Annotated in this window: 22 protein-coding genes and 3 pseudogenes; 5 read left to right on the top strand and 20 right to left on the bottom strand. The window is 65.5% G+C overall.

What is annotated here, in order from left to right; genetic code table 11:
* A pseudogene (locus tag ABLE93_RS22285) lies at positions 1-116 on the top strand (IS630 family transposase); the annotation flags it as partial.
* Between the two features lie 187 nt (positions 117-303).
* On the opposite strand, the gene ABLE93_RS22280 reads toward ABLE93_RS22285, so the two are convergent.
* Positions 304-741: a hypothetical protein gene (locus ABLE93_RS22280; protein WP_011993100.1), complete on the bottom strand. Its 438-nt coding sequence runs from the start codon at positions 739-741 to the stop codon at positions 304-306.
* Between the two features lie 372 nt (positions 742-1,113).
* Positions 1,114-1,302 (bottom strand): hypothetical protein, encoded by a 189-nt coding sequence (locus ABLE93_RS22275; protein ID WP_348841968.1) that lies wholly within the window; start codon positions 1,300-1,302, stop codon positions 1,114-1,116.
* 501 nt (positions 1,303-1,803) lie between these two features.
* On the opposite strand from ABLE93_RS22275, the gene ABLE93_RS22270 reads away from it, so the two are divergent.
* Together ABLE93_RS22270 and ABLE93_RS22265 are read left to right on the top strand one after the other, a co-directional pair.
* Complete coding sequence (locus ABLE93_RS22270; RefSeq protein ID WP_348841967.1) at positions 1,804-3,000, top strand: DUF1173 domain-containing protein; 1,197 nt, start codon at positions 1,804-1,806, stop codon at positions 2,998-3,000.
* 88 nt (positions 3,001-3,088) lie between these two features.
* Positions 3,089-3,352, top strand: a complete 264-nt coding sequence (locus tag ABLE93_RS22265) for a WGR domain-containing protein (protein ID WP_203196828.1) — start codon at positions 3,089-3,091, stop codon at positions 3,350-3,352.
* Here ABLE93_RS22265 and ABLE93_RS22260 read toward each other — a convergent pair.
* The 16 genes and pseudogenes from ABLE93_RS22260 to ABLE93_RS22185 all read right to left on the bottom strand — a co-directional run bounded on the left by ABLE93_RS22260 (position 3,336) and on the right by ABLE93_RS22185 (position 14,322).
* Positions 3,336-3,749, bottom strand: a pseudogene (locus tag ABLE93_RS22260) (hypothetical protein). The gene ABLE93_RS22265 and the pseudogene ABLE93_RS22260 sit on opposite strands and share 17 nt — an antisense overlap.
* Positions 3,746-4,015: a type II toxin-antitoxin system prevent-host-death family antitoxin gene (locus ABLE93_RS22255; RefSeq protein ID WP_011993094.1), complete on the bottom strand. Its 270-nt coding sequence runs from the start codon at positions 4,013-4,015 to the stop codon at positions 3,746-3,748. Before ABLE93_RS22255 ends, ABLE93_RS22260 begins: the two are co-directional and overlap by 4 nt.
* A 130-nt stretch (positions 4,016-4,145) precedes the next feature.
* Positions 4,146-4,310, bottom strand: coding sequence for a hypothetical protein (locus ABLE93_RS22250; protein WP_011993093.1), 165 nt, complete (start codon positions 4,308-4,310; stop codon positions 4,146-4,148).
* Between the two features lie 266 nt (positions 4,311-4,576).
* Complete coding sequence (locus tag ABLE93_RS22245; protein WP_348841966.1) at positions 4,577-4,774, bottom strand: hypothetical protein; 198 nt, start codon at positions 4,772-4,774, stop codon at positions 4,577-4,579.
* Positions 4,775-4,854: 80 nt separating this feature from the next.
* Positions 4,855-5,169, bottom strand: a complete 315-nt coding sequence (locus ABLE93_RS22240) for a DUF736 domain-containing protein (RefSeq protein WP_011993091.1) — start codon at positions 5,167-5,169, stop codon at positions 4,855-4,857.
* 963 nt (positions 5,170-6,132) lie between these two features.
* Complete coding sequence (locus ABLE93_RS22235) at positions 6,133-7,056, bottom strand: ArdC family protein (RefSeq protein ID WP_348841965.1); 924 nt, start codon at positions 7,054-7,056, stop codon at positions 6,133-6,135.
* Positions 7,057-7,400: 344 nt separating this feature from the next.
* Positions 7,401-7,988, bottom strand: a complete 588-nt coding sequence (locus tag ABLE93_RS22230; protein WP_348841964.1) for a hypothetical protein — start codon at positions 7,986-7,988, stop codon at positions 7,401-7,403.
* Between the two features lie 573 nt (positions 7,989-8,561).
* Positions 8,562-8,864 (bottom strand): DUF7673 family protein, encoded by a 303-nt coding sequence (locus ABLE93_RS22225; protein ID WP_348841963.1) that lies wholly within the window; start codon positions 8,862-8,864, stop codon positions 8,562-8,564.
* Between the two features lie 90 nt (positions 8,865-8,954).
* Positions 8,955-9,206, bottom strand: a complete 252-nt coding sequence (locus tag ABLE93_RS22220) for a hypothetical protein (protein WP_348841962.1) — start codon at positions 9,204-9,206, stop codon at positions 8,955-8,957.
* Positions 9,203-9,478 (bottom strand): hypothetical protein, encoded by a 276-nt coding sequence (locus tag ABLE93_RS22215; protein WP_348841961.1) that lies wholly within the window; start codon positions 9,476-9,478, stop codon positions 9,203-9,205. Before ABLE93_RS22215 ends, ABLE93_RS22220 begins: the two co-directional genes overlap by 4 nt.
* Positions 9,475-9,666 (bottom strand): hypothetical protein, encoded by a 192-nt coding sequence (locus ABLE93_RS22210; RefSeq protein WP_348841960.1) that lies wholly within the window; start codon positions 9,664-9,666, stop codon positions 9,475-9,477. The genes ABLE93_RS22215 and ABLE93_RS22210 overlap by 4 nt, the downstream gene beginning before the upstream one ends.
* A 9-nt stretch (positions 9,667-9,675) precedes the next feature.
* Positions 9,676-10,116: a DUF7007 domain-containing protein gene (locus ABLE93_RS22205; protein ID WP_394030631.1), complete on the bottom strand. Its 441-nt coding sequence runs from the start codon at positions 10,114-10,116 to the stop codon at positions 9,676-9,678.
* Between the two features lie 256 nt (positions 10,117-10,372).
* Positions 10,373-11,533, bottom strand: coding sequence for an IS110 family RNA-guided transposase (locus tag ABLE93_RS22200; protein WP_348841971.1), 1,161 nt, complete (start codon positions 11,531-11,533; stop codon positions 10,373-10,375).
* Between the two features lie 69 nt (positions 11,534-11,602).
* Positions 11,603-12,076 (bottom strand): annotated as a pseudogene (locus tag ABLE93_RS22195) (DUF7007 domain-containing protein); the annotation flags it as partial.
* On the bottom strand, positions 12,073-12,549 hold the full coding sequence (locus ABLE93_RS22190; RefSeq protein WP_348841959.1) for a UCP036055 family protein: 477 nt from the start codon (positions 12,547-12,549) through the stop codon (positions 12,073-12,075). The pseudogene ABLE93_RS22195 and the gene ABLE93_RS22190, both read right to left, overlap by 4 nt.
* A 93-nt stretch (positions 12,550-12,642) precedes the next feature.
* Positions 12,643-14,322 (bottom strand): ParB N-terminal domain-containing protein, encoded by a 1,680-nt coding sequence (locus tag ABLE93_RS22185; protein ID WP_348841958.1) that lies wholly within the window; start codon positions 14,320-14,322, stop codon positions 12,643-12,645.
* Between the two features lie 344 nt (positions 14,323-14,666).
* Between ABLE93_RS22185 and ABLE93_RS22180 the strand changes: the two genes are divergently transcribed.
* Positions 14,667-15,017 carry an antitoxin Xre/MbcA/ParS toxin-binding domain-containing protein gene (locus ABLE93_RS22180; protein ID WP_348841957.1) on the top strand — a complete coding sequence of 117 codons (351 nt, stop codon included), beginning with the start codon at positions 14,667-14,669 and terminating at the stop codon, positions 15,015-15,017.
* Between the two features lie 4 nt (positions 15,018-15,021).
* Positions 15,022-15,528, top strand: coding sequence for an RES family NAD+ phosphorylase (locus ABLE93_RS22175; protein WP_348841970.1), 507 nt, complete (start codon positions 15,022-15,024; stop codon positions 15,526-15,528).
* Between the two features lie 212 nt (positions 15,529-15,740).
* Here the strand turns inward: ABLE93_RS22175 and ABLE93_RS22170 are convergent, their stop codons facing one another.
* A complete protein-coding gene (locus ABLE93_RS22170) occupies positions 15,741-20,834 on the bottom strand; it encodes a helicase-like domain-containing protein (RefSeq protein WP_348841956.1) in 5,094 nt (1,697 codons plus the stop codon).
* 108 nt (positions 20,835-20,942) lie between these two features.
* Entirely contained in the window at positions 20,943-21,341 is a 399-nt protein-coding gene (locus ABLE93_RS22165; RefSeq protein WP_348841955.1) for a DUF3085 domain-containing protein, read from the bottom strand.
* Between the last annotated feature and the right edge of the window lie 7 nt (positions 21,342-21,348).

Here is a 21,348-nt window from a genome sequence, read left to right as displayed (position 1 = left end):
AGAAGCGCACCGTCGAAGACACGTGGCGCCACATCGGAGACCTCGTCCACCGCATCCAGCCCGCCGAATGCTCAAACTACATCGCTAACGCAGGATACGCTTCAATCAAAACATGAAACGCTCTAGGAAATCACGTGCCGGAGCGCGGGTTCGACCCGAACGACAAGCGCCCTGCGCTGGCCCCGAACTCTACGTGCCGCAGCGCTACTGAGCACACGAGGTGAGGCTTCCTGGCGCGCCCGCCAAGACGCGGGCGCTCACCGCGGTCTGCCGGTAGCCGCATGCACAGGTGTCCGAGGGCGGCTACCTGCCTTTCCGATATCGCTCGAACGGGTCCGCGGTGCCGGGCGGCGTGAACCAGTCGAGGAAGATCGTATAGGCGAGCGCGCATGCAACAAGGCCGATCGACATCAGGCCGAAGCTCCAGAACGGCATTCCACGGGCGGCATCGGGATGGGCATAGACCACGATCGAAACCGGGACCATGACGATCGAGGCCAGCATCATGAGCCCTGTGAACGGCCGAAACATGCACAGGACATAGAAGGCGAGATACCACACGCAATAGAAGGTGCCGCGCCCGATGTGCTCAAGGATGCTGAAGGGCAGCGCGAGCGGAAGCGGCAGCGACCGGCAGGTTGCCGATCCGCTGCCCAGACCCCTGCCCGCCTTGTTCGGAGATAGAAGCTGATTGGTCGTCATCGCCGTCGCGTCGCCGGTCACCGGATCGGAGCCCGCCATCCCTTCGGCACCGGCTCAGCCCTGTGGAACATTTCGTGTACAGGTCCAGGATGGCCAACCGGGCGTGCCTTGTCGAGGGGTCGATCGCGCCGTGAAAGAACACCCTGTTGCGCATCGTCATCAACCAGCTGTCATCGCGCGACAAACGCTTGTTTCGTGGCGCCATTTCACAAGGTTGCCCACCACCACGAAATCCGCCCTTCGTTCGCCGCAGGACGATCGATTGCCGTCGACGACGGCATCGGCGGCGATTCAATCTGGCACGTTGCCGTCATTCCATGACGGCAACGTGCCCATGGCCGCGCCGCGGCCAGCTGGAGCAGACGGTCGATCCGGCTGCTCCGGCTTTTGCCATGAAGGGAAAGAGCTGCCTCACGGCAGCTCCTCCTCGGCGATCCGGCGGGCGAGTTGGGCGCGGGCCGCCTCAAGCTCGGCTTCGATCTGGTGGCGCTCGCCGGCATCGATGGCGTTCCGCAGCTCGGCGCGCAGTTCCTCGATGTGGTGTTCCAGCGTCATCGTCATCTCCTCGATGTTCTTGTGAAAGATGACGACGGCGGTCATGGCGGGTGGGCACGGGTCAAAACCCGCGTCAGCGGCCAGCTTGCTGGCGCGCGGAGGAACCGATTTTCCTGCGCAGCGGGAAAATCGGAGGGGCCGCGCGGTTTTGAGGCGTGTCCGCCCGCCATGGCACACTGGGCATTCTGAGCAGACACGGGTCTTTCGGGACGCTGGGCATTGGCGCGCGCAGCTCCTGCCGGCAGGCAGGCTGCACCAATGGAGTCAACCGGTTCAGCCCTCCGACGCCCTTGTGACGCGCCGGAGGGACCAGGCCCGCGCAAGGGATCGTTACGCCGCAAGGCGCGAAGACCGCCTGGCGGGCTTCGTGGAGCCAGGGTACCCGGCGGAATAGAGCCCGGTCCGGCTTGCCGGATGCGCCCAGCGCAAAGCGTCGTCAAGTCCTCATGGTCTCGACGATGGAGGTTGGCCGTTCAGGGTTTATCGGAACATGGACAGCCCCTATACTGCTTCATATCAGGCCGTTAAATGAGGCAGGCGACCGTCATGCGGCAGTTCAGGATTGCCGAGGGGACCTTCAACGAGGACACGCCGGAGCTTCAATCCGCCCTCGCCCAAGCCTACGAGCGCAAACAGCGGCCCCTCTGCCTGTGCAGCGAAAAGCCCATCGCGATGTACATCGCACGGGTCGATGGGGACCTGCTGGTCAAGCGTATGCCCCTGTCGGGACGCGACCATGCGCCGTCCTGCCCCTCCTACGAACCACCCTACGAGCTTTCCGGCCTCGGGCCCCTCATCGGCAATGCAATCCAGATCGACGCAGCGACCGGCGCCGCGGTCCTCAAGCTGGATTTCTCGCTGACGAAGCGTGGCAGCCGCACGGCATCGGCAGCCGCGTCCGAGCCGTCCGACACGGTGCGCAATGAGACCAAGAAACTCTCGCTGCGCGCGGTGCTGCACTATCTGTGGGAGGCCGGTGAGCTGACGGAGTGGACGTCGCTCTGGGCCCGCAAGCGCGGTTGGGGCAAGGTCCGGGCGAGCCTCATGAACGCCGCGAAACAGATGGAGACCCGGGCAGGCCCGCTCGGTGACATCCTCTTCGTGCCGGAGGTGTTCCATGCCGAGGACAAGGCCGCGATCGCGGCGCGGCGCGCCACCGCGCTTTCGGGTCTCCAGACCGCCGTGGGCGGCGGACCACGAAAGCTCATGCTTCTGGTGGGAGAGGTCAAGGAATTCCCCGAGGCCCGCACCGGCCGGAAGGTTGTCATCAGGCACCTGCCGGATTTTTCGCTGACGCTGGAGGACGCCGCCTGGCGTCGCCTGGGCAAGCGCTACGAGACCGAGCTGGAGCTTTGGGAAGCAAACGCGAACGCCCACCTCATCGCCATCGCGACGTTCGGCATTTCCAGCGCGGGCGTCTCGTTTATCGACGAGATCGCCCTGATAGTGGTGACCGAAAACTGGATTCCCTTCGAGAGCGTCGATGAATTGCGCCTGCTCTCCCGCTTGGCGGGGATGCGGCGCAAGAGCGTGAAGGGATTGCGGTTCAATCTCAGCCGGGAGCAGCCGCTCGTGTGCGTCACGCTACCGGAGCAGCGGCCATCGCCCGTGGCGATGTACATCGTGCCGGCGAGCGCTGGCGAAGAGTACGACCGCGGGCTCGCGGAAATGATCGACGCGCGGCCCGAGATGGCGTCCTGGATCTGGCGGACGGCGGACGGCGAGATGCCGCCCTTGCCTTGAGGTGGTCATCACGGGAATGAATCGGTCCCGCGGGATCGATTCATGGAAGTCGTTGGACGTCCTTTCCCTGGGACGCGAGACTCGCTCCATGGAAAGAACGGCACCAGGCCCATTGCATCTCCGCCGCATCGATCCCGCACGGAACATGCGCCGGTTTTATACGCTCTCCCTCCAGCCGACGCTGTTCGGCGGGGCGACGGTCATCCGCAACTGGGGCCGGATCGGCACGAACGGCCAGTCGATGATGGAGACCTTCGATCAGCCGGAACAGGCTGAAGGCGCGTTCTCGCGCCTCGCCCGGACGAAACGACGTCGCGGCTATGGCGACGCCGGCGTCAACGGAAACGGCTGACCTCGGTGAAGGCTTGCCGGCGGGCGATGAACCGGCGCAGCAGCGGCAGGAAGAACGCCTTGCTGAAGCGGCCGATGGGCGGCTCGGGTTCGAGTTAGAAGGACCTACCGATAAGATCGGTGTTGAATTCGTCGAGGATGAGCCAGAGGCGCAGATCGGCATCCAGCCCGGCACGGCGCCTTTCGATGGCCGGGATCTCGGCAAAGAACCGCGATGCTTCCGGCTCCTTGGTGGTGATCGGAAAGAAGAGCACGAGATCGCCGTCCGGCCGGACGATGCGCACGCCGACGGCGACGGGCCGATCCTTGCGGCCCTCAGTCTCGCCGGCACGAGCCTGCCGCGCCCAGAGATAGGGATAGCGGATGACAGTCGCGGTCTGGATGTCGTCGAAGCTCATGGCTTTCCGGCCTCATCCTCCCGCGCGTAGGCGTCGACGGCATTCTCGAACTCTGCGAGAAGGCCGTCGGGCATCGTCTCGATGGTCCCCGCTGAACGAGCGTCCGACTGGCGCATCAGCCGCTCATAGTCTTCAATGTTGAGGAGCACGAGGCGCGGCTTGTTGCGCTGGGTGATCATCACCGGCCGGCGCAGCGCCTCGGCGATGATATCGCCGGACTTCCGGGACAATTCGCTCGTGGAATAGGACCCACCTGAACGCGGCATGGCGATCTCCTGTATTTGCTGCCTTTGCTGTCATATACAGCATTCAACGCATTTGTGCGACGACGAGCCCTCCGAAGCGCCGTCGCCGAACGGCGTGGCGCCCTGGACGGCGCGACATGGCGAAAGCTCCCTAGAAGGGAGGCTCGCCGCTGAGCAGGCCCTCCAGTTCGGCCCAGATGAGTTCGCGCTCCGCGAGAGCCATCTCCAGCTCGGCCTCGATCTCACGGCGCTCCACGGCGTCGACGGCGTTCCGCAGCTCGGCGCGCAGTTCCTCGATGTACTGATCGATCGACATTGGTCGTCTCCTTGATGTTGGTGAAAGACGACACCGGCGGTCATGGCGGGCCGGAGGGATCAAGGAGCGCGAAGCGACCGCCGGAGCCGGCGAGTGGGGGAGCCGAAATGCGCCAGCATTTTGGGGGAACCGCTCGTCCTTGAGGCCTTCGGGCCGCCATGGCATCCTGGGACGATCTGAGCAGCCATCCCCGCTCCCGGTTGTGCACCCGACAAGCCGGAAGCAGGTTCGATGCCTGCTTCCGGCTGGGACACCGTGGGAGCCGGCTAGAGCACCTCGTCGGCGATGCCGAGGGCATCCAGGCGAGCGTGATCCTTGATCGGAACCACTTCGTAGTCATCCGACATGAAGGTGTATTCGCCGCTCCAAACATCGCCGATCTCGGCCCATGTTCCGTCAGGCCAGACCGCGATGTCGTCACTACGGTGGACCTTTGCGCCTGTGAGATTTGTGGTGATGGTCATGTGTGTCCTCCTGGCTGCGGCCGTTCGCTACCAAAAAGGCTGAAGGCCCCGCCGCAAGGCGGGGCCCTCTGGTCGGAGGCTCAGTCCCGGTTCGGCCGGGACCAGATCAGCTGGAGGCCTTCCTCGCCTTCCACCTCGATCAGGGTGGCGTAGATCGGGGCCGGGAACGAAGGGTCGTCGAGCTTGACGGAGAGGTAGTCGCGGTCCGTGTCCCGGGCAGTCTTCTGCCAGGCCGCGCCGAGCTCGACATTCGCGCCGGCGAAGATGCGGAAGTGGGGGCCCTTGTCGGACGGATTCTCGACGCGGACCAGCTTGGCCTTGACGTTGAGGGAGAGCGTCCGGATGGAGCCAACGAACCCGTTGGTGGTGGTGGTGAAGGTGCCGATGGTCGCCATTGTCTCATTCCCTTGGTTTTCTCGGGCCGCGCCCACCGCGACCTCGATGGCGGTCGACAGACCGGAGGCGATCGACCCGCACCCCCGGGGTCCCCGTTGCGCTCGCGCAATGGGGTGGCTCGTTGGGCTGGAACGCAGTGGAGGGCGGCAGGGAGCGGCTTTCTTGTCGCGCGAGGAATGGCGGCGATCCGGGGTCCCCGTTGCGCTTGCGCAATGGGGTGGTCCCGGCAGGGGAAGAAAGCCGCTCCCGGCCGTTGCGGGGATAAGAGCGAGACGAGCGAAGCGAGATCGGCCTTCGGTCAGACCAGCTACATCGAGGACGCAGGTGGGTGTGCCCGTCGCGAAGACAACCGGAATGAAGGCACGCGTTTGCCTTGGCCGTTCAGCTCCGGCGACGGCCCGCGCCCGCTCACGACCTCGCCGACGACAAGGCCCCTCGCGCCAGCGCGATAAACCTCCCCACGAGGCCAACCCGACATCCGTGCTTCCTCTCGCAACCGATATGGCAGGATAGGGTCCGGGAAGTTCGCGCCAGGAGATCGCGCGACGTCCCTATCGAGCACAACGTCCGACTCCTCAAGCGACCGTCGTTACTCCTCGAAGGGTGGGGGCAGCAGGACCAGCGATCCGGCGCCGCCGGGCGGCGAGCCCCATCGAGGGCGACCACAAGGCGGGCCTTCAGCCTTTCACCCCGGACGGCCGCGCCAGCGTCAAACACCACGCATGCCCTCACATTCGTTGGGCCAAAGATCGAGCTGGCCGTGATCGGCTTCGATCGACAGATCGGCCTCGTCGAGCGGAACGGCGGAGCGATGGAGATAGACCTCCCCGCGAATCCCGCGCAGGCCGGTGCGGACATCAGCGCCAGGGTCGTGGATTGGACACCGGCCCCGAGGCTGAGCACGCGGAGCCGGATGGGGGATGGCGCATAGCCATCCCCTTCGACGGTTGGTGCGCGGAACATCACGCCGCCTTCACCGTCTCGGCCTGTGGCTGCAGGCCGTGCAGATAGGCGACGGCACGCTGCGCATGGGCGGCGGCCGCGAAGATCGCCCGCTTGTCGTTGGAAAGGACGCTAAGCCAGCTTCCCAGATAGGCAGCGTGGTCGGGTCTGGGCTCCAGCTCCGGGACGATGCCGAGATCGGCGCAGAGGAGCGCCGAGCCGATTTCCGCCACCAGCTCTTCGCGCGCCCTCTCGCTGCGATCCTTCGCGTAGCGGCTGAGATCGCGGCCGACGCGGCGGGGATCCGCCGTCCAGTGCACCGATTCATGGCTCAGGACCGCCACGTACGAAGCCGCATCGCGAAACGTCTCGAACGGCGGCATCTGGATGTGGTCGGTCGACGGCGAATAGAATGCCGCCGTGCCGCCGTGCCGGATCACGGCGCCGGTATTGGCGAAGAATCGATCGGCATGCTCGATCCGCTCGATCGGATCGAGGACGGGCCCCGGAGGGCGATGGAAGTGGTCCGGCAGGCCCTCGATCTGCTCGACATTGAAGACGCTGTAGGTCTTCAGGAACGGGATGTCTCGCTCCACCTCTCCGCCGTGCGCGTCCGTTTCGGTCTTCGTGAACCGGCTGGCGTAGATGACGATCGAGCCCGATTCACCCTTGCGAACATGCCCGCCCAGCTCAACCGCCTGCTTGAAGGTCATCCAGGTCGACGAGACGAAACCCCGCGCCATGCCCTCCGACCACAGCAGCAGCACATTCATGCCGGTGTACGGCTCGCCGTTGTGGCGCAGCGGCCTGGTGATACGGCTGGTCGCATGGGCCGCACTCCATGGCCGGACCCACGGCCGCACACCTTGTTCGAGATCGGCGACGATCCGCTCGGTGATCCGCGCGTAGATGTCGCCGCGCTCCTTTTCCTCTTTCCTGCTCATTTTGCTGAACCTCCGTCGAGGAGGCCGCGCCGATCGCGGCCCTGTCACGGGGTCCGAAAGCCGGGGGAACAGGCGGCCCCGCGCACCCGGAGGCGCTCGCCCGCGGGGCGAGGCGCGACGGGCCGCAACGACGTGGAGGACGGCGAAGCCGTTGCGCTGTCCGCCGGCCCCGGCAGGACCTCCATCCGGGACGGGACGCGCACGGCACGCTCTCCTCCCATTCCTCTTCGTCCCGCGATCGACTGAGGTTTGATTGCGACATGCGAAAAGGCCAGCTCCTGGAGGGCCGGCCTGGTCTCATACGAGCGATGGGATGGGCGGAGCCTCAGCTCCGCCCGGGCGGCTCAGCCGAGAGCCGCCATCTGGAGCTCGGCCGCCTTGCGGTCGACGCTCTGGCCGGCATTCTCGACCGGCCGCTCGAAGGGCTTCCAGCGCTCGCCGACGACCTGCTCGTAGGCCGCGACGGCGCCCTCCGCCGCCATGCGGAGCGCATGGGCCTGAAGCCCCATGTCGGCCGCGAATTCACGCTTGCGCTGGGCAGAGCTCGAGAACCCGACCGGGCCATCGAGATCCTCGTCACGGATGTCGTTGGCGAGCTTGGCGGTGGCGTCGCGGGCTTCGGTGACCGCGCGGGAATAGAACTGGCCGGCTCCGTGGGCCGATCCGACATAGGCGCCGACGATGCGCTGGAGATGAATCTGCATCGCCCGTTCGCTGAGACCCTCGCCCAGGCTCTCGGCCGTCTCGACGATCAGCCGCTGGTGGAGCTCCCGGATGCCGTCGCTGTCGAGAACCGGAAGTCCGAAGCTTTCGGAGATGAGGATGGTCTGGTGGGCGTCCGGACACGCCAGCCGGACCATTTCGAGAGTGGTGCCCTTGCGGAGCGGGACGACGCGGGCGGACTGGCGGGGCGCGCGAGCGGTCTTGGTCATGTGAAATTCCTTTCCTTCGGTTTCACCGTCGGGATCGGACCGGCCCTTGCCGGTCTTCCCTTCGGGTGCGGTCGCGAGAAACCGGCGAAAGGCGGGCGCTTCAGGGTCCGGAGACGGCGAAGGCGAGCGAAGCCGGCCCGCGGACAAGCAGGGCTTTCAGCCCTCGCGCGGGACGCGGGTCCGCTTTGCCGAGCCTGACGGGTCCGGCCGCCACGCGGCGCGGAACGCGGCCTTGAAGCGGCCGGCCGCCGGTTTACGACCGCTGCAAAACCCGAGGGGATGACCGGCAAGGGACCTGTTCGCAGACATCGAAACCGGCACCGGAAGGCCGACATGACCTGCCGCCACGGTCCGCCTCTCCCGTTCGGCCACGACAAAGTGCAGGCAAAGAGATTGACCGGCGTGCCTGCGCGCAGCGCTCCACATCCCCGAACGCCGCGGCGGTTCACGGTAGCAATTTGCGGAGAGCTACGCGGTGATCGTCGAGACGGTCGACAACGGGTGAATGCGAGAAGAGGCGCGAATCCACTGCCGCCGACGAAGCCTTGGCTGGAGACAGCGTGGAGCTGGACCTCAGACCGCTTCGGTTGCCTTCGCCCACACGTCCGGCCGCCACTGCCGGATGACGTCCTCGATCTCCGCCCGATAGGCCTCGGGATATTCCGCCACAGGTCGGCCGGCGACATAGGCAAAGACCGTCGCCATGTCATGGGCGATGGCCTCGTCGACGGCGAAGAGGTCCGCGATGTCGAAGCCGCCAAGATCCATGGCGTTCCACCAGGCGAGGATGAAGCCGGCGACGCGGCGCGACTGCCCGGTGTCGCTGCGGGCGATGGTCAGGAGCCGCTCGAACGCGGCGCGCGTCGTCTCGTCCATGATGGTGTCCCTGTGGCTGCGGAAGGTTAGCTCAAGCTCGATCTCCTTGCACGCTCAACGCTGCAACCGAGCGCTCCTGCCGGCGGGTTTTCACGAGAGCGCCTCGATGTCGCCGCGGCGCTCGAAGGTGAGGAGTTCGACAAGCTCGCGGAAGAGCCGTTCATCCGCCGGCGACCACCCGGCCTGATGCCGCCTCGATGATCGGGCTTTCGCCTTTGCGGTGATGGTTCTCCGTTCGGCACGGTGCTCGATCTGTCGCTCGATCCGGGCAAGATGGCTGCGGGCCTCAGAGCAGGCGGCTCGTATCCTCGCGGCCGGCGCCGGTCCGCCCGGGGGTGTCATGACGAACTCCCCCGGGCGCGGCGCCTCGAACATGCCGCCGGCCATGCCGGAAACGGGGTGGTGTCCGGTGCATAGGAGGCGGACAACGTGACCGGAATGATCGAGGATGCGAGATCCGCGCCGGCGACCGCCCAGTCGACCAGCGGGGAGTGCCCGCCGGCATTCTGCCGCATGGCATCGCTGAGGATGTCATGAAGAGACGCGTCGATGGCGGCGCGCGGCTCCGGCCCCGCCTCGACCAGCAGATGAACGGCGACCAGGTACGTCGTCATGGCCGGCCCTCCCTACGGAGTATCGGGCGCGCCGACGGCGCCCGGATCGAGAGGAGGACGGCCTGCTTCCAGGCGTCGGCGCCGTTATAGTGCCGGCGCAGCCTGGGATGCCAGACGACGAGGAGATCCTCATCGTCGTCACGGGCGGCCTTCCAGCCGAAGGCGGAGGCGATGATCTTCCAGGGCATCGCCGCCTCCTATCCGTTCCAGCCAACGAAGCTCGACGGGCCGGAATAGATCGGGTGGCGATCCTCATCGATGACGAAGCCGAAGCGACCGACGCGGTATTCCTCCGCCGGAACGAGGAACCGGCGCTCCTCCGTGCCAGGACCACGTCGGCCGCCCATCGTGGCGACGACCTCGACGAAGCCCTTCTCGTGGTCGGAGGTGATCGCCGAGATCACGATCCAGTCGCCGGCGTGCTGCTGCTCGAAGGACCGGCGATCCTTCTCGCGGGATTCTCCGGGGGCGAGAACGGTCCCGAAGATCTTCTCCCATGCCTCCGGCCAGCTGTCCTTGATCGTCCGCTCGGCGCAGCGCCGCTCGAAGGGGGTGAACAGGTGCGGGAAGGTGATCGCGACGATCGCCCAGGCTTCATCTTCCTTATATGATGATTGGTCAAGGCATAGGCTCTCCATTGCTGTTTTCCATCAGCTTTTTGCTTCCAATATCCAGGTGAACCCAGGTCTTTCCTCAGCCGGCAACAGCCGGGACAACCTTATATTCGGTCGCTGCATGAGCAGCGGTTCCACATTCCCGCATTCGATGGGCTGGGTTCAGGAAGGCGCGACCATCCTCATACGCGGCGGTTTAAGCCAAAGAAGACTTCCGGTTCGCCTACCTGGATCTGCCGAAGCTGATCAGGCTTCGGCAGATTGCGGAGAGGGTGAGGCCCTATGCATTCTTCAGCCTCGCGCCTTCGATCACGATCCCGGAAGTGACGTACTTCCACAGAGCGACAAGCAGTTTGCGTGCGAGCGCCACGACAACTTTCTTGCGCTGACCAACGCCGCTTGATGCTGCTCGCTGTCGAAACCATCCGGTCAGCGCGGAATCCGGTTGATGGCGCACCCAGAGCCAGGCGACCTGTATCATTGTGGTCCGTAGCCTCGGATTCCCGGTCTTCGATACGCCCTGATCGCGATTGACAGAACCGCTTTGCCACGGCGTCGGCGCCAATCCGGCATAGGCGGCGATCTGCCTGCGATTGTCGAATTTCCGATAAAAACCCTCGGCCCAAAGCATCGACGCGAACTCGGGGCCGATGCCACGCACATTCTCGAGCATGGCAACAGCGCTATTTGCCTCCTTCCGTTCGGACGCAAGAAGTTCGTCGCGCTCTGCCTCGATCGCTCTGATCTGCTCGATGACCAATTCGAGACGATCAAGTTCCCGCGAAATCTGCGCCTTCAAGAACGGCGGGAGGGGACGACCATCCCCCGTGCGCAGGTCTTCAAGGCGCGGCCGCCGATCTCGGTTGAGGGGCCGATAGTCTGAAATGCCTTGAGCGAACAACAATCCTTCAATTCGATTGGCATGTGCCAAACGCTCTACGACGAGAGCTTTCCTTTCCCGAAGAAGCCTGCGCCGGTCTTCCTCGGCGTGAGAGGGAACCCGAACCATTGCGCAGGCGCGGGGTTCGCCACGTTTGAACGCCATCAGCGCGCGGATGAGTATTTCGCCGTCAATGCGATCCGTCTTCGCTCGACGCGCCTTCCTTGGAACCGCGATCGATGTTGCGTCCACGACATGGCTTTCGAGACCTTCGTCAGCCAAGACCCGATGCACCCAGAAGCCGTCGAGACCAGCCTCCTGAATCACAACGATGGGGAGCAGATCGCCGGTTCGGTTTTTTGCCTTCAAACGGCGTTCGGCAAGCAAACTAAGCAACCGTCCGATCTCGCCGGCCGGGAGACCTTTACGCGCCATCTTCGTATCGACGGATGGAAGAAATGACGTAACAAGCCAGTTTGATTGGCTCAACTCGACCGAGACGTAAATGACCTTGGCCAGATCCTCGGGAAACTCCGTCTTGTCTGAAAATGTCGGGTTCATGTGCATTCGCTCTTCCGGATGATGTCCGCCTGAGCCTCTCCGCGGCAGGCGCTGCGGTCAATCATGGGACTCGTACCAGCCGCCCACGGCGCGGAGCATGGGATGGACCATGCGGTTGCGCGCCGCCGAGAGGTGGATGCCTCCATGGCCAGCCGTGGAATGGAACACGACATCCTCCGCGTAGAGGGTCGCGCCCTGCGACGGCCCCCAAGGCGTGCTGGCCATCGAGCGGATCTCGCGGCGGCCGAGCGCGCGCTTCTCGCGCTGATGCTCGGCGTTCTCCACGACCTTGACCCGGAAAGCGCCTTCGTCGGCAAGCTCGCCGGAATGACTGTGGAAATCGGCGCGCGTCCATTGCTCCATAGGATGACCGATGCGCCAGCCGCTCGCCAGATAATGACGCCCGTCGCGGGCGGGCAGCATGGCGAAAGTGGTATCGGCGACGCGGGCGACGGCAAAACCCTCGGTGCTGCGGCCGAACGCCACGTCCGGGAATCCGGTGGTGGCATCCGCAGCTTTGTTCGGAGATACGAGCATCGTCATGCCACCGCCCTCCCCTCGACGATATCGGCGCCGACCTCATCGGCCGTCACCTCCTCGAGCACGGCGCGCGGATAGCCATGGCGCGAGAGCCATTCTTCGGCAGCCTGCCGATGCGCAGCGAGATGGACGAGCTCGCCGCCGACGCCGGCGCGGTCGAAGATCCGCACCGACCCGATGGCCGGACGCTCGAGAACCGTGAAGTCCAGCTTCGAGTCGAGCGAGAACGTCCGGTGGACGCGGATGGCGATGACGCCTCCGGCGCCGAAGTCCGCCTCGTGCAGGGTGAAGCTGGCGGACAGGCCGACGCTGCCGATCCCGCGCTCCCCTTGCTTCTGGATCAGGCGGCCCTTGCTGTTGTGGGTCTGCCAGGCGGACAGCTTCCTGGTAAAGCGCTCGGGCGGGCGCGGCGTTCCGTCGGACCAGGCGACGAGGGCGCCGATCGGCGCATTGTCATAGATCGTGTGCGCGGACATGGTGTCCTCCGTGATTGCGCATGCGTGGAAACGAAAGCGCCGCCGGCAGAGCCGGCGGCGGGATGGAATTCGCGTTGCGATGATGTGCGCCGGCTATTCGGCCGCGACGCTGTAGGCCTCGTCGTCGGGCACCTCGGCCGGCTCAATGGCGTCCGGCTCGGCCGACCCCTCGTCGAGATCGTCGTCCTCGCTCGCCTCGTGCTTCACCAGCCAGCTCGCGAGCTTCATCGCGTCGGGCGCGAACTGCGCCGACGGATGAACGAACCGCTCGTCCTTGAAGTGCTCGACGAGAGCGGCGCGGGTGTCCTTCACCTTCTGGCGCGGCAGGACCGGGGTGTCCGTGCACGAGCCTTCGAGCGCGGCGCGGGACAGGCACGAGAGGAATTCCTCCGTGCCCATGTTCGGAAGGAAGCCGTCGGCGCCGATGGCATCGCCGGCGACGCGCGCGACGATGCCGGAGTCGGTGCGGTTCTCGCGGCACGACAGCACATCGATGAGGACGCCGCGCGCCACCTGCTGCAGCGTCTCGCGGTCGAACTCGAGCTTGCCATCATTGCCGACCAGTCGTGCGGCATGGCGGTCCATCCGGGCGTAGCCATAGACGTCGCCCGAGGCGCCGGAGGCGATAGAGATATTGCGGCCGGCGAAGGCGAGGACGAGCAGCGCCAGCAGCGTGTCATCCTCGATCGGCGCGCGGGCGAGCGCCTCGTGCAGCGCATCGGTCCGGAAGTCGCCAACCATTTCGATGCCCCTACGGGTCACGTCCGGGCGCGGCTTCGTGGCCACGATGCCGTCGTCGCCAGCGGCGCCGTTGGTCGGCTCGTCCTTGCCCTTTGCCTTCTTCGGCTCGGGCATACGGTAGTGGACCGTCTGTACCTTGCCCTCGCGATCGAGATACATGGCCGCGTGGTCCGACTTGCCGGGCCGGCCGTAGACCTGCTCGGCTTTGGGGGGCAACTTCGCGCGGCCCCAGGTGTCGGCCTCGACGATGACGCCGCGCTTGGGCAGGTGGTTCGCCATCCATTCCTGCTGCGCCCCGAGGAAGGCCTCGACATCCGTGGTGTAGCGGCTGTCCTCGTCGGCCGAGGCGAACAGGTCCTCGACCCAGGCGATGCCGTAGGCCTTGGCGAGCTCATCGTCGAAGCTGGCGTCCTTCGCGTACATCCGGGTCCTTTCCAGCCCGTTCGCGACGTTGTACCAGGCGACCTGCGGATCGGCCTTGGACGGCTTGTGCTTCTTCCAGACCTCCTTCTGCTCCTCCAACGAGGCGGCGGCGATCGTGCGCAGCTGCTTCTCGTTCGGCATGTCGCCCTTCGCCATGTGGTCAAGCATGGCGGGAAGCACGTTGGCGAGGAGCCGCAGCTTCTTAATCTGGCGGATCGGCAAGGCAAGCGCGACGCCGATCGCCTCCTCGGTCCAGCCGAGCGCGACGAGGCGCTCGATGGCGCGCCACTGGTCGACCGGGTTCAGCGGCTCACGGGCGATGTTTTCGACCATCGAGCGCATCGCGCCATTGTCGTTGGCGGCTTCGTCGACGAGGACCTCGATCTCCTCGAGCCCGGCCGCGATGGCCTGGCGCACGCGACGGTGGCCACGATCAATGATGAAGCCATTGCCGCCGTCAGTTTGCGGCGCGACGACCGGCGGCTGGACGATGCCGACGGCCTTGATCGTCGCCAGCAGCAGGGCATCGGCCTGCGCCGTGGACTTGGTCAGGCGGGTCTTGTCAGGATTCTCCCGCAGCGCGCGCGGATCGACCTTGATGAGATGCATCGGGATGCTCCTTGTGGGGATTTCGGACGCCGCCTTTCGCGGGTCCTTCCTTTGTCTTCCTCTCGAAGACCTCCCCCGGCCCGCGGAGCGGGCGGGCCGGTGCAACTGCGGCCGAGCATCCCTGCCCGGCCGGCCAAGCGGGGCTATAAGCCCTGCGCAGGACGCCGTGGCCGGGGATCGCGCAGGCCGCGGTTGAGCGTCAGCGTCGCCGGTTCGGCCGATCGGCGAACCGGTTTTCTTTCCTGAATGCCCATCCTTTCCTCCCCATATCGCGCCTTGAATGCCGGCCATGATGACGCTATATTCCGTCAGAATTAGCGTCATTTGGACAATAGGAGGCTCGCATGGGGTTGGAGCAATATGCGGATAACGGCTTCCTCGCCCCCCGGAAGATCGCGGTTGCGTTCCGAACCACCAGCGAGGAAGTCGCCCGCACGGCGGGGCTGGGCAAGGATGCCGTCCAGCGCAAGGATCGCGTCCGGTCGGACAAGACCCAACGCCGGCTGCGCGAGATGGTCGAGGTGATCAACAAGGTCGAGCCGCGCTTCGGTTCGACCTTGATGGCCTATGCCTGGTACCGGTCGGAGCCCCTGCCCGGCTTCTCCGGCCAGACAGCCATGCAGCTCGTGCGCAACGGCCGAGTGGATGACGTGCTCGACTATGTCGACGCGGTCGACGCCGGCGTGCACGCCTGACGACGTGCAGTATCGGGGAAAGCTCTATCAAGCGCTGAATCCAGTCTACGCGCGCGAGCCATTGTCCGGGCGAGGAGCCGAACTCTATGGTGGACGGTTCAACCCGAAGGGCCTGGCCGCGCTCTATGCGTCATTATCGGTGATGACGGCGCTGCGCGAAGCCAATCAGGTCGGCAACCTCCAGCCGACCACGCTCGTCTCTCACGACGCGGAGATCGATGGCATATTCGATTGCCGGGATGATGAGGCGCTCGAGGCAAAGGGCATGGACGCTGCGGCACTCGCCGACAGCACATGGCGCGACCAGATGAAGGCGAGCGGGGAAGCGCGAACGCAGACCTTTGCCCGGCGGCTCATTGCCGCCGGCCATAACGGCCTGCTCGTCAGGAGCTTTGCGGCCGGCGCGACTGCTGAGGATTTGAACCTCGTGCTCTGGAGATGGGGCGACAGTGCCCCATCTCGTCTCGTTCTGATCGACGATGAGAACCGCTTGTCGCGAGAGCGATCCTAGAGCACGTTCCGATCAGATTGGATCACCAATCTGATCGGTAAAACGTTCTCTATCTTCGAGTTAGAGACGGATTCACCGATCAGGTTGTTTCAACCTGATCGGATCCGGCTCTAGACCATTTCCCCGTTTCACTGAATCGGGGAAATGCTCTAGCTTGTTGAGTTTACGCGTTTTCTTTACGCGAACCGGTATCGACTTCGCTCGAAAACGCTCTAAGCAGCAATCCGATCACGGGAACTCTCCGTATCGTTCGCAAGATCAGCCTCGATCTCGGCGAGCTGCGTGCGCTTCGTCTCCAGCTCGTCGGCGAAGGCGAATGCGCCGCCCTCGCGCACCTGATAGGAAGCGAGGCGACGGCGGGCATTGGTCAGTCGCTGCCCATATCCTTCCTGTTCCTCCTCGAAACCCGACAGCGCGTGCTCGAGCCGGGCGACGGCGCCGAGCGGCGTGACCGTAACAGGCAGATCGATCTCGTAGTCCGCGCCGGTCCGCAGCAGCATTATGGCGTAGTGGAAGCCGTCGCGTCCGACCCGCTCGCCATGGAATGCGAGATCGAAACCGCGGAGCGAGGCGATGACGACTTCTCCCTCCTGCTGGAGTTGGATGAGGGTGAGGATCTCCTTCATCAGAGCGCGGCCGGCCCCCTTGCGCTCGGCATGGCGGTTCCCGGTCACGGTTATGGCGAAGGCATCGCCCAAGGTCGGCGCGAGCCGTTCGATGTCCTGCCCGATCTCGGCGATGCGCCGGGCCGAAATCTCGATCTCGCGCTCGGCATCGCGGATCTGGCGGCGAATGGCATGCTGGTCGTCGACATGGGCGGCGCGCAGGCGATCTAGCCGCGCAATCTCGGCTTCCAGCCCCGCCTTCTGCATCAGGCGCTGGTCGCCGCTGGCGATGGCCTTCGCCATGGCGAACTGCGATGCCTGCCCCTCGCCCATGTCCTCAAGCCTGCGGATCGAGGTGTCGCCGGAGAGCGCCGCGGCAATGAACCGGGCCTTTCGCTCGTTGTTCTGCCACATCCTGGCGTCGAGCGAACCGAGCGTCGCGTAGGCAAAGATGTCGATGACGTCATGCTGATTGCCTTGCCTTGCGATCCTGCCTTCACGTTGCTCGATCTGGGACGGCAGCCATGGCACATCGAGGTGATGCAGCGCCTTCAGCCGCAGCTGCGCGTTGACGCCCGTTCCCATCGTGTCCGAACTGCCGAGAAGGAAGCGGACCTTGCCAGCCCGGACATCGCCGAACAATCGCTGCTTCGCGTCGGACTTCTTGTAGTCCTGGATGAAGGCGATTTCGGCGGCGGGCACGCCCAGCCGGACCAATTCGTCGCGGATCCAGCGGTAGGCCGAGAAGCCTCGACTTTTCTCGACACCGAGCGTGCCGAGATCCGAGAAGATCATCTGCGCGGCACCGGGCAGCTCGTAGGGCTTTCCATCGCCGCGGACATAGGTGTTTTCCGCCGTTTCCTGCCAGATGCGGAAGGCGTTCGCGACGAGCTGGTTGAGCTTGTTTCCGGGCTCATTGTCATTGTCGGGATCGACCAGCCGCAGATCGATCGCGGCATGGCGCCCGTCGGTGATGACGGACAGCAGGATGTCATCACCGGGCTCTGGGGGACGGTCCCGCTGCTCGATGGCGGTGATGCGGGCGTCGAGCAGGCGCTGATAGGCCTTGAACGCCGCACTCGGCGGCACGGTGATGATCTGGCGCTTGCCGCCGGAGATCTCCGGAACCTTCACATGGTCGCGAAGGTCCGCCGGCATCACCACGTCGGCAAACGAGCGGAACATGGCGATCAGCTCGGGGACATTCACGAACTGCGCGAAGCGCGTCACCGGCTTGTATTTGCCCGAAGGCTGCAGCTCGAGCTCGGTGGAGGCGTCGCCGAAGGTCGACGCCCACGCATCGAATTCGTGCAGACCACGTTCGCGCAGCGCCGCGTGGCCGAGCAGCCGCTGTACGGTGAACATTTCTCCGAGGGTGTTGGTGATCGGCGTGCCGGAAGCCAGCACAAGCGCCCTGCCCGGGTTCTTCGTCTCGATGAAGCGGGATTTGACGAACAGGTCCCAGGCGCGCTGCGAGCCGTTCGGATCGACACCCTTCAGGGTCGACATGTTGGTGGCGAAGCTGAGCTTACGGAACTCCTGCGCTTCATCGACGATGATCTGATCGACGCCGATCTCCGAGATGGTCAGCAGGTTGTCCTTGCGCGTCGCGAGTGCCTCGAGCCGCTCCTTCAACCCCTCCTTCAGTCGCTCCAGCCGCTTGCGCGAGACGCGGTCGTCGCTCTCGACCTTGGTCAGCAGCTCCTCGTAGAGTTCCAGCTCGTCCTGGATCATCTTCTGCTCGAAAGCCGACGGCACGCCGATGAAGCGAAAGGCGCTGTGAGTGATGATGATGGCGTCCCAGGTCGCCGTCGCCGCGCGCGACAGGAAGCGGTGGCGCTTGTCCTTGGTGAAGTTGGTCTCGTCGGCGACGAGAATCCGGGCGTTCGGATAGAGCGCCAGGAACTCACGTGCCGCCTGCGCCAGGCAATGGCCGGGAACGACGAGCATGGCCTTGGCGATCAGCCCGAGCCGGCGCTGCTCCATGATGGCGGCGGCGATCGACATGGTCTTGCCGGCGCCGACGGCGTGAGCGACGTAGGTGCTGCCGGAAGAGATGATGCGCCAGATGACGCGCTTCTGGTGCCCATAAAGCGAAAAGGCGCCTGAGGCGCCCGGAAGCTGGACATGATCGCCGTTGAAGGCGCGTGGCGCGATATTGTTGAAGCGATCATTGTAGACTCGCGCCAGACGGTCCGTTCGATCGGGATCGCTCCAGATCCAGGTCTGGAACGCGGTCTTGATCTTGGTGAGCTTTTCCTTGGCCGCTTCCGTGTCGACGACATTGAGCACCCGGCGCTCGTTGTCGCCGTCCTTCACGATGTCGAAGATCTGCGGCACGGAGGAGTTCAGCGCATCCGAGAGGAGCTGGCCGGCATGACGCCGGTCGGTCCCCCACTCCGACGTGCCGGCCGCCATATATCCAAGCTGCCGCGCCTCGACGGTCCAAGAGGCCAGTTCCGGCATGTGATGGATCCGGATCTCCGCGCCCATCGTCTCGCGCACGAAGGCGACGACGTCGGCGGCCGGTATCCACGGCGCGCCGAGACGCGCGGTGATGTCGGAAGGCCGCAGATCGGCCGGCTGCACGGCCTGCAGCGCGGTGACGTTGTGCTGATAGGCTGGATCGAGCGCGGCCGCGGCCTGCGCGGTGACGAGCTTCGAGCGGACGGCACCCGAGAGATAGGCGTCGGCGGTCTGCCAGAAGCCGTCGGCGGGATCGCGGAAGATGGCGTTGCCGAGTTCGGCGATGATGTGCTCGACATCACGGTGCAACAGCTCGGCGATGTGGTCGGGATCGACATGACCGCGCTCGTTGAGAACGACGGCGAGCGCGTCGGCAGGTGACGTGATGATCGCGGCCGGCGGCGGCGCGATGACCCGCTCGGTGAAGATCGGACCGGGCTTGGCCGTGTTGCTCTCGAGGTCGTAGTCCTCGATCGAGGCGACCAGCCAGCAATCGGGATCGTCCAGGAAGGGCTGGATGTTCGGGCGGCGGTGCGTCTCACGCACTTCGCCGGTGTCCTCGTCCTCGCTGGTCGAGACGACGGTGGTGTTGATGGGACCAAAGTCGCGTACGAAGTTCGACCAGGCGATGCGCAGCTTCACCTGTGCCGGCTTCCACGGCTTGTCGAACTCCTGGGCCTTCAGCACCTCGCGGACCGCGTCGCGGATCGGGATCAGCTTGCGGAGAATGCGGACGTGCTTTTCCGGAATGCCCTCGGGGCTGCGCCCGTTGCGCACGCGGATCGCGACCGGGGTTCCGTCGACGAGCTGCATGAGGCCATGACGGCTGTCGACGAAATAGCTGCCCTCCCGCGCCCGAGACGCGTCGGGCAGGTCGGCGGTCGGGCTCGTGTCATCGGAGAGCTCGGCCTCGATTGGCTCGGGCTCGCCGTCATAGATGCCTTCCGGAAGGAAGGTAAGCGCCGCGGCAAGGCCCGCGTCGAGATCCTCGCCCTCGCGCAGCCTGCACGTATAGGTCTCGCCGAAGGGGCCGGAGGTCAGCCCATGTGTTCCGAGCACCATGTCCGGACGGCGGGCGAACCAGCGGTTGACGCGAATTGGGGCCTCGTCCTCGGTCGCAGGGCGCACCTCATCAAGGTCGAGCCAGGACAGATCGCCCTCCGGCTGACCGTCCCGGCGCCGGCGGAAGAACAGAATGTCGACTTGCGCCTCGGTTCCGGCATCGGCGCGGAAGCTGCCTTCAGGCAGGCGGACCGCGCCGATGAGATCGGCCATGGTGGCAATGTGCTCGCGGGCCGAGCTGCCCGCCTTGTCCATCGTGCCGTGCGACGTGACAAAGGCCGCGAGCGCTCCCGGCTTCAGCCGGTTGATCGACCTGGCGATGAAGTAGTCGTGCAGCCGCAACCTGAGCGACCGGAAAGCGCGATCCGAGCGCACGGCGCGGTCGGAGAAGGGCGGATTGCCGATCGCTAGATCGAAATGCGCCGGCAGGTCGACGCGGGCAAAGTCGCCTATGACGATCCGGGAGCGCGGCTGAAGGAGCCGGGCGATCCGCGCCGTGACAGGATCGATCTCGATGCCGGTGACGTGAGAGACGGATCGCAAGTTGTCCGGCATCAGCGCGGGGAAGAGTCCTGTGCCGATGCCGGGCTCCAGCACCCGCCCACCGCGCCAGCCGAGACGTAGCAGGCCGGCCCAGATGGCACGGACGATATATTCGGGCGTGAAGTGGGCGTACTGCGTGCAGCGTGCGAGCGAGGCGTAGTCCGCGCTGCTCACGGCTTCCTCCACCCCGGCGCCGAGCGCCTCCCAGCCCTTCCGGAACCGATCCTCACCGGGGCGGCGAAACACGCCATTGGCGAGATCGGACGCGCCGAAGCCGGTGAACTTGATCAGCGCCGTCTGCTCCTCCGGTGTGGCCGAGCGCTGCGCCGCTTCGATCGCGGCTGCCAGGCGAATGGCGGCGAGATTGTCACGGGCCCGGTCCTTCCACGAGCGGGCAAGCTGGCGCGTCCCGGTGAGATGAAAGTTCTCACCCGTCTCGGCAGGGCACGCGACGGATCGCCTTTCAACCGAAGCCATCGGCGCGGCCGGCGCCGGCGTCATGGGCGGTGGATCGTCGTCGTCCGGTCCCTCGGTGAAGCTCGCCGAGAATGCGGTGACGCCGAGGCCGAGGTCGGACGAGAGCGCGGTGTTGCCGAAGAGATCGAGGGTGAAGGGATCGTCTTGCGCCATGGGGAATGTCTCCTGTGATGAAGGCGCGCGCCATCGGCCCCGCCGGAGGCCGGCGAGGGTGTGACACGTTCGATAGTCGGGAAGGGTGGGCGAGGTCCGCCCGCCGGGTCAGCGGCGGATCAGGGCGAGCGACAGGCTGGTGTCGCTGGTTTCGATCGTCAGGTGCGTGGCGCCGGGGGCGGCGGCCATCAGCCTCTCGAGCTCGACGGCGTCGAGGAATTCGATCCCGTCATCGCAGCCGAAGTGCTGGCGCTTGTAGTGCCAGTAGTCGGGATTGGTCTTCGGATCGCACTCCTCGGCGTAGCAGACGAGGGCGCGTTGCCCCTCGGCGAGCTTGCCGTTTGAGAGGAGGTACACCCCTTCATCGCCGACGAGCCATAGGCCGAGCCGTTCGTCTTTGCCCGGGGCGAGACCGTAATGGGGATTGCGGTAGCCGCCATTGGTCGCGCCGTCGGATTTTCCGCGGGCGATGACGGCGCGGACTTCCTGCACGGGGAAGGTGAACATGATCGCC

The organism is Xanthobacter pollutisoli (genome assembly GCF_040044995.1).
GTDB lineage: Bacteria > Pseudomonadota > Alphaproteobacteria > Rhizobiales > Xanthobacteraceae > Xanthobacter.
This window is presented reverse-complemented; position numbering and strand designations above follow the sequence as displayed.